The sequence below is a fragment of the Streptomyces sp. NPDC002206 genome (assembly GCF_053593595.1).
Map to the genome: position 1 here is coordinate 1 of NZ_JBSFCW010000056.1, position 14,427 is coordinate 14,427.

Here is a 14,427-nt window from a genome sequence, read left to right on the forward strand (position 1 = left end):
CTGGGTCGTGGAAGCAGCCTTCGCCCTCCTGCACTGGTTCCGCCGACTGCGCATCCGTTGGGAGATCCGCGCCGACATCCACCAAGCCTTCCTCACCCTCGGCTGCGCGATCATCTGCTGGCGACGCCTGACAGCCTCTTTTTGATCTGAGTCCTAAGAGTGTGGGCTGGGCTCGTGCGCCTGCTTGCGTCGCACGCACAGCCGTGTGTGCGGCAGCGCGGTCATTCGTTCGGGATCGATGTCTGCTCCGCAGCTGCCGCAGACACCGAATGTGCCCTCGCGGACGATCGCGAGCGTTACGAGCTTCTGCTCTCTCAGGCGTTGCGCGTTTTCGGCCTTGGCGAGCGCTCTTCGGACCGCTTCGTCGGCGGCACTGGCGTCAGCCGCGTCCAGGGCGCAGTCCGCGCGGAGGTCCAGGGCTTGCCTCTCCTTTGCCGCGATCTCTTCGGCAAGGGTCTCGAGAGCAGCTTCAGCTGCTCCAACCAACTGGCTGGAGTTGGGTGGCCGGGGAGCGGCATCGCTTCGGCTCATCCCGTCGGCGGGTCTCGCACGCCGCGAGGACGCTGCCCGGAGAAGATGGTCGGTCGTACGGCTTCAGGACCTATCAGTCCTTTATTTGTCACTTCTGGTGCGAGGCGCCGTCGGCCCGGGCACGCTGCTTGCGGGGCGCGGTCTCCGCTGCTTGCTGAGGCGCCTCGGAGACAGGCAGCGACTGCCGCTCTGCTGTCCACCTCCGCGAGGGCATACGTCAGCTCACGGTGTATGTCTTCACGTGAGCGAGGGCCATGTCCATGGCGATACGCATCGGTTCGACATCACGCGTCATCTGCGCGAGCAGGTAGCTGCCCTGAAGGGCAGACATTACGGCCACGGCGAGCTTTGCCGCGTCGGCCTCCTTCTTGAGCTCGCCGTTCTCCTGCATGCGGCGCAGGCCAGCGGCGATCAGTTCCTCCCACTCGCCGAACTTCTCGGCGAGCAGGTTTCGCGCGGCAGAGTCTTGAGCAGCGCGGGCTCCGACCAGCGAACCGAGGGCGCACCCGTAGGCACCGTCCTGGAGGGAATTGAGTCGAATGATCGACTCGCTCCAGCGTTCCAGGGCCCGAAAGGAGCTCATCCGCTCCAGGTGCTGCCGGTCGCGCTCGAGAATTTGCTGGGCACGCAGCTCAATTACACTGTGCACAAGCTCGTCCTTGTCTGCGAAGTGGCGGTACAGCTGGGACTTGCTGGTCCCGCTCACCGCTCGCACGTCGTCCAAGGAGACCGAGTTGACGCCCTTAACGTAAAAGAGGTCTGCAGCGGCTTGGACGATGCGATCGCGTGTCACAGCTCCGCGAGGCGTCAGACGCCTCTTCGACGGAGCAACATCATCTTCGGCCATGAGGCCGACTTTACTATGCGGGGCTGTCATCGTGGCTTCCGGAGGGAGGGCCTGCATCCCTCTGGTTCCGGCGTCTACTGCAAGCGACGATCCTTCGCTCTCGGCTCGCGCTGACGCCTCGCGGAGCATCAGCCCCACGGTGCCCTCGCCTAATTGTCCGCTTGTGATCGTCATTCTCTGCCTCCTTCTGGGGGATTCGGGATCGAGGGAGAAGGGCCTTCGTCCATCCCACTCCGCCGCGTCGTGTGGGTCATCTGACTGCTGGCCGTCGGGCTTCGGCCGTGAGCCGGAGACGCGTCAGGCCTTACTGTCTTGCTACGCCACCTGGGCTCGAGCTCGGCTCTCGCCGCTCGTCTAGTCGATGACAGATGGACTGGGTAGTCCCATTGTAGTGCTAGACCATGCTAATGGCTGGCCAAGCATTAAATTTACGGGACTAAACCGTCCGTCACGTGATGACTGCTGCACTTGAGGGTGCGTGTAGGCACCGTCAGCCGACGATCGGGCGCCGGGATCTTTCGCTGCATGAGATGAGTGCTTTGCAGTCCTCGACAGCGACGATGCCGCACCTAGGTGCTCGTCGAGCGGGCAGGCGCACCGGAGGACTCGGCGACGCACACGCTGCGCTTCCATACGTCTGAACAGCTCGGACCTGCCCAGCGGGGGAGCGGTGCAATGAGCTGCCATTCGCGGGTGCCGGGCGCAGGCATCCCCGCCCGGCCGCTTCGTCCGCGAGCGGCCTGTTGGCTGGACCGCTGCTCCATGCCCAAGTCGATGCCCTTTTCGAGCTCCTGGTGCCTCAACAGGTCGTGAGGCCGGTCGAGGTCGAACTGCTCACGACCGCCACGTGCATGGTTCCTAGCTGATGGTTTCAGAATGAGGTTCGGAGTCGTCTCAAGCAGATGATGCTGCACGCGAGTTGGAGTAGACCCAGGTGAAGGTCGGCGCGTATCTCGTAGCGGATTCTGAGTCGCTTGAACTGGTGGAGCCGGGCGAGGGTCCGCTCGACGACCCAGCGGGTCTTGCCCAGGCCGGAGCCATGGGCTGTGCCCTTGCGGGCGATCTTCGGTGTGATGCCGCGGGCCCGGAGAAGCCGGCGGTATTTGTCGTAGTCGTAGCCGCGGTCGGCGAACAACCGGCGTGGCCGGTGACGTGGTCGCCCGCGGGCACCGCGGATGCGGGGTATCGCGTCCAGCAATGGCATCAGCTGAGTGACGTCGTGGCGGTTTCCGCTGGTCAGCGAGACGACCAAGGGGGTGCCGTGCCGGTCGATGATCAAGTGGTGCTTGCTGCCGGGCCGAGCCCGGTCGACGTCCCACAACGACTTTCATTCTGAAACGATCAGTAAGCAGTGACCGAGTCACGGTCTGCTCTGGGAGGCACGCGATGCATAGCTCGTCCTCAAGAAGCAGCGATATCGGTACTCGCCAGCCGTACGGGCACTTCGACCTTGACGGTCAGCCGACTCGCACAGTCGACGACGAACGAACCACTCTTTCGGCAGTTGCCGGCTCGAGTGTTTTCACTTCAGTCAACTTCACTCCGACGATCAGCATGCTGCTGGCCTGACTCGACGCCCACTGATGCCCGCGGACGTAGTGAGGCTGGCGGGTGCGCAGCCGAGGGTACCTACGCGGCGGTCGGCTCCACCGACGGAAAGTCGACATCTGTGTCAGCCAGGTTGTTGATGAAGTTCGTCAGGAGGGTCTGCACGGAGAACGCGACGATCTCCAGGACCTCGGCGTCTGTGTATCCGGCGGCCCGCACCTCCTGGAGGTCCTCGTCGCTGACCTTGCCCCGCAGCTCAGTGACCTTTCGGCCGAACTTGACGGCCGCCGCACGCTTGGGATCGCTGGAGTCGCCCGCCTGGTTGAGGTGGATCTCATCGAGCGACAGCTTGCCGACGTTCGCCGCCACGAAGCTGTGCGCGGTGCGGCAGTAGTTGCAGCCGTTGATCTCAGTGACCCCCATGGCCAGGGCGTGCCGGGTGTTGGCGTCCAGCACTCGGCTCAGCGTGTTCTGGAGGTCGACGACCCCCTTGAGAACAGTCGGGCTGTTCGACAGCAGCCGGAAGACGTTGGGCAGCATGCCCAACCGAGTATTGACCTCCTTGAGGACTGGCTGGGACGCGACCGGGGCCTCGTCGATGCTCTGCGGGATGTCGATGCGGGACACGGATGTCTCCTTGCTTGCAACGGTCAGTAGGCGACTGTCAGGAGCCGGCTGGCGGCGAACCGCTCACAGTGTTCCCTGATTGATTCATGATGGCATATTGAGGACTAGATAGTCCAGTTAACCTGTCACCTTTCTTTTAAATGAGCAGTTCAGGGCATCATCTCTCCCTAGAAAAGGTCTTACAGGTCCATCTTTGATTGAAGGAGAGGAACACCGTGGCCGGCCCGCTTCGTATGACGTCCACAGGCCACAGACGGTGCTCGGAGCGAGTGCGCAGGGCTCAGGCCTGGGACACGCCGATCGGAGTGGCGAGAGGCTCGAGCCAGGGTGGAGTGGGACCGGCATGCCACGAGTCGGCCGAAGGGTCGGCGCATACTTTTCGGACCTGGCCTGGTGCTCTCGATCCGTCATCCGCGGTGGCTACGGCGGTGAGCGAGGCGCTCAGTACGACGGTCCGTCTCGTCGTGTTGCTCCGGCGCCGGTGCACGCCTGGACCGGTTATCGGGGAGTGGGGAGAGCCACTTTCTACGCGGCAACGTCTCGACCCCCGGCGGACTGGTCGGCCGGGGGCCGAAACGCTGTTCTCACGCGTGCCGAGGCCTTCCGGACACGGTGGCGTCGGGTGCCGTCACCAGCCAATCAGGGTGACGTCCGCCTTGTCCGGGGTGGCGACGAGCAGCGACCGGTCGGGGACTTCGCTCCACTCGCCCGTATCCTCGTCCGGTTCTGAGGCGACGATGACCGAGTCTGGTCGTTGCCGGTACCACAGAGTGTCCCCCCAGGCCGTGGCGGTGATGGCCTGGCCGTCCGAGAGCAGCAGATTCAGACGCGCGGTGGGGCGTATTGCGGCTATCTCGCGCAAGAGTTCGAGCAGGACGTGTGAGGGCAGCTCTCTGCCGGTGGACAGCCGCTTCGCGGCCAGCGCCCACAGCAGTGCGGAGTCGGAGCGCGCGTCGAGGACCAGGTGCTCGGTCTCGCCTAGGTCAGCGAGCAGGTGTCGCCAGTCCGGGACGGCTCCGTTGTGGCTGAACAGCCACTGCTCGCGGCGGAACGGCGCGGCCGCGGACTCCTCATGCGAGGTGTCGGCGGTGGCGGACCTCACGGCCGCGAGTATGGAGTGGCTGCGTATGGTTTCGGCTATCTCCGCGAAGTTGTCGTCGGCCCAGATCGGTATCGCCCGGCGGTAGCGTCTGGCAGGTACCGGTGCGTGGTGGGTGGTCCAAGGATCGTGGCCGGCCGGGTGCCAGCCAACGCCGAAACCGTCGGCGTTGATGGTTCCGTGCCGCTGACGGTGGGGCCGGAACGACTGCTCGTACAGGCTGTGCGCGGGATGGATGAGCAGCTGGGCCAGGGTCGCCGTCGGGCCCAGGTAGGCGAGGTGGCGGCACATCAGTCGTCCCTCTTCTCCTGGGGTGTGGCGTCACGGGCGGTGCGGAAGCCCGCGAAGATCTGCCGCCGGATGGGGTAGTCCCAGTTGCGGAAGGTGGTGCGGGCGACGACCGGCGAGACGGAGAAGGCCCCGCCTCGGAGCACTTTGTAGCCAGGGCCGAAGAAGACCTCGGAGTACTCCTTGTAGGGGAAGGAGGTGAATCCCGGATAGGGGGTGAAGTCGGAAGACGTCCACTCCCAGACGTCTCCGATGAGCTGACGTGCCCCGCTCGGAGCCTCTCCTGCCGCATAGCTCCCTGCGGCCGCGGGCTGCAGGTGGCGCTGGCCTAGGTTGGCGCGCCGAGGATCCGGGTCAGTATCGCCCCAGGGATAGCGCCGTGAGCGGTCGGTGTCCGGGTCGTAGCGGGCGGCCTTTTCCCATTCCTGCTCGGTGGGAAGGCGGCGGCCGGTCCATCGCGCGTAGGCGTTGGCCTCGTACCAGCACACGTGCATGACCGGCTCATTCGCGGGCACGGGCTCGATGTGCCCGAAGCGGCGGCGGGTCCACTGTCCGGCGTCTCGGAACCAGAACAGAGGCGCCTGGAGTTTCGCCTTCTGCACGTGTTGCCATCCCTCGCGGGTCCACCAGCGGGGATCTTGGTAGCCACCGGCCTCAATGAATTCCTGGTAGGCGCCGTTGGTGACGGGTGTCGTGTCGAGCCAGTAGCCGGGCACGTCCACGGTGTGGTGGGGTCGCTCGTTGTCGAGGGCCCAAGGGGCGGTGCTCGTGCCCATGACGAAGGCGCCCGGTGGGATGTAGACATCTCGCGGCAGGCGGTGTGGGTCCGTTGCGGCGGGCGGGGCCGGGGCGGCCAGGACGGGCGGGCCTTTGCGGAGTTGGTGGGTGGCCAGCATTGTCTCGTCGTGCTGCTGCTCGTGCTGGGCGAGCATGCCGAACACGAACGCGTCGGCCAGCAGCGGGTCGGGGCTCGCCGGGGTCGTGTCCGCCTCGGCGAGCACGGCCCATGTCTCCTCTCGTACGACGGCGGCGTATTGGCGCGCCTCGCTCGGGCAGAGCAGTGGCAGAGAGGGACGGTCGGCCCGCGGGTGCTGAAAGGCGTCGTAGAGCGGGTCCAGGTCTGGGCGCAGGCCGGGGCGGTGGCCGGCTTGCCGAACAATCCAGAGGTCTTCTTGGTTGGCGATGTGCGCGAGGTCCCAGACCAGGGGCGACATCAGGCGTGAGTGCTGTGCTACGAGGTCTTCGTCGGGCACGGCGTCGACCAGCGCCAGGGTGCGTTGGCGGGCTTCGTCCAGCGCGTTGCGTGCAACAGCCGACGGGTGTTGGGTGGCGTCCGCCGTGCCGTCGAGGGTCGAGTCTGTGGTGGAAGGCGGCACGGTGGAGGAGTCGGACGGGCCGGTGGTTGGAGGGTGTTGTGTCATGTCCTGTCTTCGGTCTCGGCGTGCCGCCATTCCTTCAGCCGGTCGTGGGCCGGAGATTGTCCGCGCACGGTGTATCGCTCTGCGAAGTCGGTGAAGGCCTTCAGCAGCTTGGGGGGTGTGTTGCTGCGCACGAGGGCGCTTTCGGCTGCGGTGAAGCAAGCGATGGCGGCCTTGGCCAGGTCAGGGTCGGCCAGTCCGCATCGGGCTGCCCGCGTCCAGACTTCGTGAGTGGGGACGGGCTGGGCGTCTTGGCACAGGAGCTCGGTGGCAGCCGCCGCGGCGTCAGCGGCGTGGGCGTCGTTGAGCAAGGTGGCCGTCAGGAGGGCGGGTACCACCCAGTCGTCGCCGTCCTGTGCGTCGGTCATGCGCAGCTCCAGCCAGCCGCGCGGGCGGATCGGCGGGAAGAGCGTGGTCAGGTGGTAGTCGAGATCTGCCAGGGTGGGGCGGCGCAAGCTGGGGGCACGGCCGCGGATCCACTCGCGGAAGGTGAGGTCGGCTGGGGCTGTCCAGTCGGTGTCTTCGGCGCCCGGAATGGCCAGCACGTTCGCGTCGAGCGCATAGCAGGACCAGGCCGCTGCCGGGTCGGCTTGGTAGCGCGGCTCGCGCGTGCGGCCGGCGTCCATGTGTGACCAGACCGCCTGCCGGGTGGAGAGCCATCCCGTCGGCCGGCCGGTGAGCACGGGTGAGTTGGCGAAGGCGGCAACCAGAACCGGCCCCAACCGGTGGGCTAGTTCCCAGCGGAACTTGTAGCCCGAGGTTCCGTGCGTGTCATCGCCGGAGTCCAGGTTGAACTGCAGGGACGCCGAACGTCGCATCATGATCCGGCCCCAGGGGCCCCCGCGGTCGAAGAAGGCCTCCATGGCCCGGTAACGCGGCTGATCGAGCAGTCGTGGCGGCTCTCTGTAAGGGTCGACTCCGCAGCCCAGCAGCGCGACACCTGCGTCGGAGGTCGCTTCGCGCAGTCGGTCGAGATCGGTGGCCAGTGCCTCCACGCACTCGGCGAGAGTGCGGAAGGGCTGGGAGCTGAGCTCGATCTGCCCGCCGGGCTCTCGTGTGACCTTGCTGCCTCCCGGGAGCGCGTTCGAGGCCCGTAGGCTTTCGTAAATCTGAGACGTACGGTCGGCAGGTATGTGCTGTCGCGCGTCCCGGGGATCGACTATCAACCACTCCATTTCCACGCCCACTTGTGCGGACGGCTTTCTGTTGAAGCCCGCTTCGTAGACGTGCGCCTCTGCTTCGTCCTCCCCAAGGGACATGCGTGAACCACCTTTGTTGGGTAAGAGCGGACGTCACAGGGTCGACATCCAAACTGGCTGGAGCCGTGGCGGTCTTTTGCGCGCACGAGTGTTGACGGCCGATCGACCGTTTGTCTTCTCGTGCCGGTGCCAGCTGATTATGTGGGGATGTCGAGGTCGCCCTTGCGGAGGCGGTAGACCTGGAGGCGAAGGTTGTAGTACTTCTCTGTCTCTCCGACCCACTCCATCCCCACGCGTTTCGCCGTGGAGCATCCCCGTGCGTTCTTGCGGCGCACAACGGCGAAAACCTCATCGGCGGCGCCTGAGCTGAAGGCGTAGTGGGCGACGGCGTGGCCGGCTTCTGACGCCAGGCCCATGCCCCAGGCCTGCGGCGCGAGCTGCCAGTCGATTCCCAGATCTTCGCCGTAGGGCGGCAGCGGGAGCAAAGCGGCGCCTCCGATCACGTCTCCGCTCTCGCGGAGTTCGATCGCCCAGCGGCCGGCCGGGTATTGCAGGGCGTCGCAGTTCGCCTTCCAGCAGCTGAGGAGCGACTTCATCTGTGCCGCGGTGGGGACGGTGTTCATTGCCGGTGCCAGCCATCGTGTGACTTCGTCGGAACCGTAAACCGCCACTGCGGCAGCCGCATCGTCGAGGTGCCATTTCCTCAGCCGCAAGCGGGGCGTGAGGATCTGATTGCTCTCGATCGTGACTTCTGCCGTTTGGGTCATCGTGGTTCACCGCCTGTTTCAGCGTGCAATCAGTAAGGCCATCTGGTGGGGCAATCGCCTCTCAGGCGTTCACCGAGAACGGCAGAGTGGGGAACCGCTTGGAGCGTGCGCAAGGTTGAACGGCTCGAATCGTGAGTGCTTGACCCGATGTTCGAGTCGGAAGTCCTCCACCGACGCCGTCAGCTCGTGCCGTCCGGTGTTCGCGCGGTTTCCGATCTCGGATCGTGGCCTGTGCTTTTCCTCGCGGCGTGACAGGCGTCGCCTGGGGCCCCGGGTCTTCGCGCCAAGGATCACGGTGTGCTGAGAGAAGCCGCTCGTTGCATGGCGGTCAGCCTGTCAAACAGAAAGAGGACCGTCAAGTCCTTTTTGACTGCGTGCGACATCATCCCTGCTCACAGGGGCTTGGCAACGATCGGACGGCACCTTGGACTGGCGGCCCCCGCTGCACGATCGAGGTATGTCGTAGATCTTCTACTGCACGCCGCGCTCGTCGAGGCGCCGTCCTCGGCCGGACGAACAGTGCAGCGAGGGAGCCTCGTGGTGACGGCTCGCATACGGCCGGAGGGGCCTTGGCTCATGCGCCCGGCAGGACTCTTGAAGGGATTCGCCCGCACCGAGGATGCCTCCGCGCAGCCGACGGGCGCGGGCTTCCCCTCCTTCCGCAGTCCCTTGCCCGGGCCCACTCGGGCTTCGGGCCGTCGGTGGGCGGTCTGGAGCCGCTCCTTCGGTGCGCAACGCGCGGGCCGGGCTGCGAATCGGCCCACGCCTCGGTGTCCGGGTCGGGCCCGCAGGAGTACGGGCGCATTGATCCCCCGTCGCGCCGGTGATGCGCCTGTACGCCCCGTCCGGCACACAGTGCGGGCTCCACGCCCCAAACAGGTCTGCCGCGTGCTGCCCGAACTGCCGTGGATTGCCGGCCGCCACGACGGCGGTGCGGATGCGGAGGAAGCCGCCGCCGGCGGGCTGTGCCGGTGCTCCTTGCGGTTCAGCCGGTAGAGCACTGGCGATACCTGACCGGCGAGCCCGATCAAGTGTCGCCAGCGGCCCGGAAGCCCGGCTGCCCGGCATCGCCGCGATCAGCAGTTCGATGCCGGGGTCGGGTACGAAAGGCGCTCAGTCTCCGGTAGGCCGCCGACAGAGGTCCTCGTTCATGCTGCGGAGGATGACGGGCGGCGAGCTCCGCGCTGCCGCTCACCGGGAGGGACGCGGCGCAGATCGTCGTCACTGATAAGCGTGGGAATTTATTCGTAATTCATTCCGCGCCGCTGCCCTCTTCCGCCATCAAGAAATCAAGAGGACTATATAGTCCTAGAAGGGTGACTAAAGTCGTCAGCGTCTGGACTCGATCGTGCCCACAGCGGACCGTTGCATCCCGGTAGGACAGCACGTCAGCGTGACGGGAAGCCGGGCTGGAGTAGGGCGCTACCTGCTGTGGCGTCGTATCCAGCGAGAAGCGGAGATGGTCCACGATGGCAGATGAAACACGTGTACCAGCCGAGAACGGGCCCCGCGGGTCCGATCTACCGACCGCCGGGAAGCATTCTGCTGACGCGTCCGGGAGCGCGCCAGCCGTCCCTGCCGCCCCCTCCAGCTCCTCCGGGAACGCGGTGATCGACCGTAGTAATATCGACCACATGTCCGTAGATGCTGCCCTTTCACAGGAGCGACGCCTGACTGCGCGCGGTGCCGTCACCCGAAACCGCATTGTTCAGGCCGCTGCCGAGCTCTTCTACGTGCGGGGCGTCAACTCGGTCACGCTCGACGATGTGAGAGCGACAAGCGGGACGAGCAAATCCCAGCTTTACCGTCACTTTGCGGACAAAGACCAGCTCGTCCACAGCGTCATCGATCTGCGAGCCGATCAAATCCTGAATCGTGATCGCCAACTGCTGGAACGGATGAATTCCATTCGTGCGCTTGAGCGATGGACCGACACGATTATCCACCTCAACTCCCTGCAGAACGGGGCCTACGGGTGCGCGCTCGGCTCACTCGTCAGCGCGCGGGCCGCGCAGGATCCCACGTCGAGGGGCAAGTTGGCGGAGACGTTCGCGGAGTGGGAGCAGTTCATTTCGGCGGGCCTGCGGCGCATGCAGGAAAATGGGACGTTGCGCGAGGAAGCAGACCCTGACCAGCTCGCCACCGCCGTCATGGCCGCCCTCCAGGGTGGTTATCTGCTGGCCCAGACCGCTCAGGACGTCGAACCGATGCGCGTCTCCATGCAGATGGCCCTGGACCACGTGCGTTCGTACGTCGTGGCCTGAACCGGGCCCTCAGCCCGGTTCACCGCCACGCACGCCGGTGAAGAGCCGCCTGCGGGCTGTCTGCTGCAGGCTCACTCGAAGCCGCGCCGTCTCGACGGCGGCAGTCAGGCTCTCGATGTCGTATGCGCCATCGTGCCGCCGTCCGTTGATGAAGAAGGCCGGCGTTCCCGATACGCCGCTTCGGTCCGCGGACTCGACGTCCTCCGCGATGCGTGTCGCGCCGGCCAGGCTGCTCAGGCCGGTGTGGAAGCGGTCTATATCGAGGCCGATCTCCTCGGCGTACCGGATAACGTCGTCGATCGCCAGGGCGCCTTGGTGAGCGAGCAGGGCGTCGTGCATCTCCCAGAACGCTCCCTGATCGCCGGCGGCCTGCGCGGCCTCTGCGGCGAGCTGGGCATGGGGGTGCACGTCGGTGAGTGGGAGATGCCGCCAGACGTAGCGGACGTCGCCCGCGTGGGCGAGAAGGTCTCTCATCACCGGCTCTGCCCGACCGCAGTAGGGGCATTCGAAGTCGCCGAACTCGACCACGGTGACGGGAGCGTCGACGGGGCCGCGGACATGGTCGCGCCGGTCGTTGACCGGGGGAACCAGGTCCACGATGGATTCCGCGCTTCCCAGCAGAGACCGGATGCGGGCCTGTTCCGGGAGGAGGCCCAGGGTCCAGGCGATCAGCCACGTCGTGACGACGGAGAGGACGACCGCGCTGAGAACGCCGATCTTCGCCTGAGTGAGGTCCCGCCCGGAGAAGGCGAGGGTCGCGATCAGGAGCGAGACCGTGAAACCGACCCCGGTGATCGCCCCGCCCGCCGCGAGGGCGCCCCACCCGACAGCGGGGCGAAGGCTCCCGCCGCGGAGCCGGGATATGAGCCAGGACGTCCCGATCACGCCCGCCGGTTTGCCCAGGACATAGGCGGCGATGATGCCCAGCGTGATGGGCGAGGTGAACGCTGTGCTCGCTTCGTCCGTGCTGATGGTCAGGCCTGAGTTGGCCAGGGCGAACAGTGGGACGATCCCGTAGCTGGTCCACGGGTGATACAGGCGCTGCAACCGGGCGTTCGGCGAGATGGCCGACGCGACGCCGATGCGCGCATCGCGTGCGAGCTCGGGCGTGGGCTGCTCACGGAAGGCCTGGAAGAGCCCGCTGGCCCGCTCCAGGGCGTCCCGATTCGCCGGGTAGGCGGACGTGAGGAGCCCCAAGGCGAGACCCACAATGACGGGTTCGACGCCGGATTTGCGCAGCATGAGCCACGCGGCTGTGGCTACTGCAACGAAGACCGGACGCTTGGCGCCGGTGCGGTGAAGGGCGAGCATGCCGGTGAAGCAAGCGAGGGCGGGCCACAGGTAGGACTGCTCGATGTGTCCGCTGTAGACCACGGCGATGACAGCGAGGGCGACGAAGTCGTCGACTACGGAGATGGTCAAGATGAAGATTCTCAGGCCTGCCGGCAGCCGTTTCCCGATAAGCCCCAGCATGCCGAGGGCGAACGCGGTGTCGGTCGACATGGCAACGCCCCATCCATGCGCCGACGCGTGCCCGGCGTTGCAGGCCACATAGACCAGGACGGGGACAGCCATGCCGGCGAGGCCGACGACCGCGGGAAGGGTGGCTCGCCTGCGCTCGCGCAACTCGCCCATGTCGAATTCCCGGCGTGCCTCGAGGCCCACGACGAAGAAGAACAGCGTCATCAGGCCGCTGTTCACCCATTCCCGCAGATCGAGAGACAGTCCGTGAGCGCCGAAGCGCATGGCGAGCTCGGTGTGCCAGAAGCCTTCGTAGCTACTGGGTGCTGCGTTCGCCCAGGCCAGCGCCGCGACGGCGGCCGTGAGGAGCACGGACGCGCTCCCGGTCTCCGTACGCAGGAAATCGCGGAGCGGCGTGTGCATGCGGACACTGCGGACTGTTCGCGCCGTCCAGTGCGGCAGCGCGGCCGACGTCCTCTTCACTGCCCGGCTGCGGTGGGCGTGATGGTCGCGATGGCGAGGAGGATTCATGAGATGCGGTAGCCGTCGGATCAGCTCGAGGTGTCAGCCACCCAGATGCCTGGGTGTTTCACGTCGACCAGGTTGATGTATTCGGGATGCTCGTGGATGAACTTGTCGACGGCCGGGCAGTAATTTGAAGCCGTATTTCCGTGAATGCGCAGAGAGTCCAAAATGTTCCGAATGAAGACTTTGGATAGACCTTGCCCTCGGAACGCTTCGTAGATGACGGTGTGCATGAGGACGCGCCGATTTCCGATCTCTCGGTAGCCCATGTGTCCGGCCGCCTCGCCCGCCACGGAAATCTCGTAGCGGCGCTCTTCCGTGTTGTCGCTGACCGTCACAGCCGATTCTGTATTCGAAAACAGTACGTCAGACATCTCACACCCTCCGGCGTGCTGCGAGCCTCGTTGCGGGAAAGCTGGTGAAAAGGTGCTCGGCGGCCACTCTGGCGGGGTGCAGTTTCCAATCGCCGGAAGGCAGGCCTGTTCGCACTGCTCACCCTAGTTTGACTGGACGAATTAGTCCAGTAAGAGCCGGCAGCACCCCGCCTGGTGTACGCGCCCCTGGGGTCCGCGCGAGACTCGCCTCCCACACCGCTCGCTAGCAGGCGTGTCGTGCCAGCTATGACCCGCCCGACTCCGGTTAAGCCGTTTACGCGCCCTTCCGCCCCCGGTGCGAGGTGTCGCCGGGCCAGCCTGGCAGTCATTTGGTGCATGCGGGCCGAAGCATCGACACTTCCGATCAAGTGGACGATTAGGTCCACTTGTGCTTGAGTCAAAGACGACGTTCCCTGCCGCCCTCCCGGAGGCCAGCACCGGCACTCTTTGCCCGTGAAACTGCACCGGCCGCGCAGGCTTGCCGCGCTGAAACCGATGAGATGAACCAATCCTGTGCCGTTGCGCCGGCAACCTCGGGACTATGAGAGGAAGTCATGGACAGGAAGCCGACATTCGGGCGTTACCGAGAGCTGCCGCTCGACGAGATGAGCAGCGACGAGCGAGGGGCCTTGGACAACATCGTCACGTCACGTGGCATGCTCCCTGCACCGTACAAGTTCCTTTTGAGTAACCCGCGAGTTGCTCGGCTGCTGAACCCGATCGGCACCTACTTCAACGCCAGCGGCTCATGTCTGACGCCGGCAGAGCGGGAGATCGTGATCGTTCTGGTCTGCGCCAAGTGGATGGCGTCGTTCCCGACGCGGGTCCACGAGAAGTTCGCTGTCGAGGCGGGCTTGTCACCGGAAGCGGTGGCGGCCATGGTCTCTGGCGCTCCGACGCGGTTCGACGACGAGCGTCAGCAGGTCGTCTACAGCCTGGCTGCGACGCTGTTGGCGTCGCGCGGCGTCTCCGACCACCTCTTCTCCCAGGCTGTCGGTCTGATTGGCGATGAAGGCGTCGCAGACGTGCTGGCCCTTATCGGCTACCACTGCACGATCGCGCTCACGCTGGTGACGTACGACGTGCCGGCCGGGGCGGAAGAGCTGCGGCAATCGTGAGTCCGGCCTCGATTCCTCGAGGCCGGACCTCGGCTCGTTGTCTCTGCAACGATGCAGGGGTTCGTGCATGCCACTTCCCACCAGGGGTCGGCCTTGGGTCCGCCTGACTCTGATCACGTGTCCGAACTGCTGCTCCGGGCTGTGGAGTCGCTCCGGGTCGGAGCGCTGGGCAATGTTGTGGACCTTCGGCGCCCGCTCAGGGCCGACCAAACGGGCCGACCCGTCCTCGACGGGTCAGACCCTGAGTCGACCGGCCTCCGTCTGCATCACGTAGGCCCGGTCAACCGCGTCGGTCCGGAGACGGCTTGTCGAAAAGACCCAACTCGTCAACGTCGGGCGGGTGGAAGCACTCCACGTACTT

General features: G+C 65.9%; 11 protein-coding genes and 2 pseudogenes. 3 read left to right on the plus strand and 10 right to left on the minus strand.

The annotated features are described in order from the left end of the window. A pseudogene (locus ACWCP8_RS39130) lies at window positions 1-145 on the plus strand (IS5/IS1182 family transposase); the annotation flags it as partial. Between the two features lie 8 nt (window positions 146-153). Here ACWCP8_RS39130 and ACWCP8_RS39135 read toward each other — a convergent pair. The 8 genes and pseudogenes from ACWCP8_RS39135 to ACWCP8_RS39170 form a co-directional block, all read right to left on the minus strand. Beyond that, entirely contained in the window at window positions 154-531 is a 378-nt protein-coding gene (locus ACWCP8_RS39135; protein WP_451121267.1) for a TraR/DksA family transcriptional regulator, read from the minus strand. 217 nt (window positions 532-748) lie between these two features. After that, a complete protein-coding gene (locus ACWCP8_RS39140) occupies window positions 749-1,552 on the minus strand; it encodes a TetR/AcrR family transcriptional regulator (protein ID WP_451121269.1) in 804 nt (267 codons plus the stop codon). Window positions 1,553-2,249: 697 nt separating this feature from the next. Beyond that, window positions 2,250-2,687: pseudogene (locus ACWCP8_RS39145) on the minus strand (IS5 family transposase); the annotation flags it as partial. Between the two features lie 320 nt (window positions 2,688-3,007). After that, entirely contained in the window at window positions 3,008-3,553 is a 546-nt protein-coding gene (locus tag ACWCP8_RS39150; protein ID WP_352269987.1) for a carboxymuconolactone decarboxylase family protein, read from the minus strand. A 628-nt stretch (window positions 3,554-4,181) separates the two neighbouring features. Beyond that, the gene (gene egtC, locus ACWCP8_RS39155) at window positions 4,182-4,943 is read right to left on the minus strand and encodes an ergothioneine biosynthesis protein EgtC (protein ID WP_451121271.1); all 762 of its coding nucleotides are present in this window, start codon (window positions 4,941-4,943) and stop codon (window positions 4,182-4,184) included. After that, entirely contained in the window at window positions 4,943-6,361 is a 1,419-nt protein-coding gene (gene egtB / locus ACWCP8_RS39160) for an ergothioneine biosynthesis protein EgtB (RefSeq protein ID WP_451121273.1), read from the minus strand. Before egtB ends, egtC begins: the two co-directional genes overlap by 1 nt. Beyond that, a complete protein-coding gene (gene egtA, locus ACWCP8_RS39165) occupies window positions 6,358-7,617 on the minus strand; it encodes an ergothioneine biosynthesis glutamate--cysteine ligase EgtA (protein ID WP_451121275.1) in 1,260 nt (419 codons plus the stop codon). Before egtA ends, egtB begins: the two co-directional genes overlap by 4 nt. Before the next feature lie 137 nt (window positions 7,618-7,754). Next, window positions 7,755-8,324 carry a GNAT family N-acetyltransferase gene (locus ACWCP8_RS39170; RefSeq protein ID WP_352269981.1) on the minus strand — a complete coding sequence of 190 codons (570 nt, stop codon included), beginning with the start codon at window positions 8,322-8,324 and terminating at the stop codon, window positions 7,755-7,757. 1,634 nt (window positions 8,325-9,958) lie between these two features. Between ACWCP8_RS39170 and ACWCP8_RS39175 the strand changes: the two genes are divergently transcribed. Further along, window positions 9,959-10,588: a TetR/AcrR family transcriptional regulator gene (locus tag ACWCP8_RS39175; RefSeq protein WP_352269980.1), complete on the plus strand. Its 630-nt coding sequence runs from the start codon at window positions 9,959-9,961 to the stop codon at window positions 10,586-10,588. Window positions 10,589-10,597: 9 nt separating this feature from the next. Here the strand turns inward: ACWCP8_RS39175 and ACWCP8_RS39180 are convergent, their stop codons facing one another. Beyond that, window positions 10,598-12,472 (minus strand): Na+/H+ antiporter NhaA, encoded by a 1,875-nt coding sequence (locus ACWCP8_RS39180; protein ID WP_451121278.1) that lies wholly within the window; start codon window positions 12,470-12,472, stop codon window positions 10,598-10,600. Between the two features lie 128 nt (window positions 12,473-12,600). Then, window positions 12,601-12,948 carry a GNAT family N-acetyltransferase gene (locus tag ACWCP8_RS39185; protein ID WP_326813886.1) on the minus strand — a complete coding sequence of 116 codons (348 nt, stop codon included), beginning with the start codon at window positions 12,946-12,948 and terminating at the stop codon, window positions 12,601-12,603. Between the two features lie 554 nt (window positions 12,949-13,502). Between ACWCP8_RS39185 and ACWCP8_RS39190 the strand changes: the two genes are divergently transcribed. Then, entirely contained in the window at window positions 13,503-14,066 is a 564-nt protein-coding gene (locus ACWCP8_RS39190) for a carboxymuconolactone decarboxylase family protein (protein ID WP_451121281.1), read from the plus strand. Window positions 14,067-14,427: the final 361 nt, after the last annotated feature.

What these genes read in the sequence shown, in the direction of transcription:
- ACWCP8_RS39185 (WP_326813886.1), bottom strand. Translation starts at nt 12,948, where the DNA reads ATGTCTGACGTACTGTTTTCGAATACAGAATCGGCTGTGACGGTCAGC.
- egtC (WP_451121271.1), bottom strand. Translation starts at nt 4,943, where the DNA reads ATGTGCCGCCACCTCGCCTACCTGGGCCCGACGGCGACCCTGGCCCAG.
- ACWCP8_RS39140 (WP_451121269.1), bottom strand. Translation starts at nt 1,552, where the DNA reads ATGACGATCACAAGCGGACAATTAGGCGAGGGCACCGTGGGGCTGATG.
- ACWCP8_RS39170 (WP_352269981.1), bottom strand. Translation starts at nt 8,324, where the DNA reads ATGACCCAAACGGCAGAAGTCACGATCGAGAGCAATCAGATCCTCACG.
- ACWCP8_RS39190 (WP_451121281.1), top strand. Translation starts at nt 13,503, where the DNA reads ATGGACAGGAAGCCGACATTCGGGCGTTACCGAGAGCTGCCGCTCGAC.
- egtB (WP_451121273.1), bottom strand. Translation starts at nt 6,361, where the DNA reads ATGACACAACACCCTCCAACCACCGGCCCGTCCGACTCCTCCACCGTG.
- egtA (WP_451121275.1), bottom strand. Translation starts at nt 7,617, where the DNA reads ATGTCCCTTGGGGAGGACGAAGCAGAGGCGCACGTCTACGAAGCGGGC.
- ACWCP8_RS39135 (WP_451121267.1), bottom strand. Translation starts at nt 531, where the DNA reads ATGAGCCGAAGCGATGCCGCTCCCCGGCCACCCAACTCCAGCCAGTTG.
- ACWCP8_RS39175 (WP_352269980.1), top strand. Translation starts at nt 9,959, where the DNA reads ATGTCCGTAGATGCTGCCCTTTCACAGGAGCGACGCCTGACTGCGCGC.
- ACWCP8_RS39180 (WP_451121278.1), bottom strand. Translation starts at nt 12,472, where the DNA reads ATGCACACGCCGCTCCGCGATTTCCTGCGTACGGAGACCGGGAGCGCG.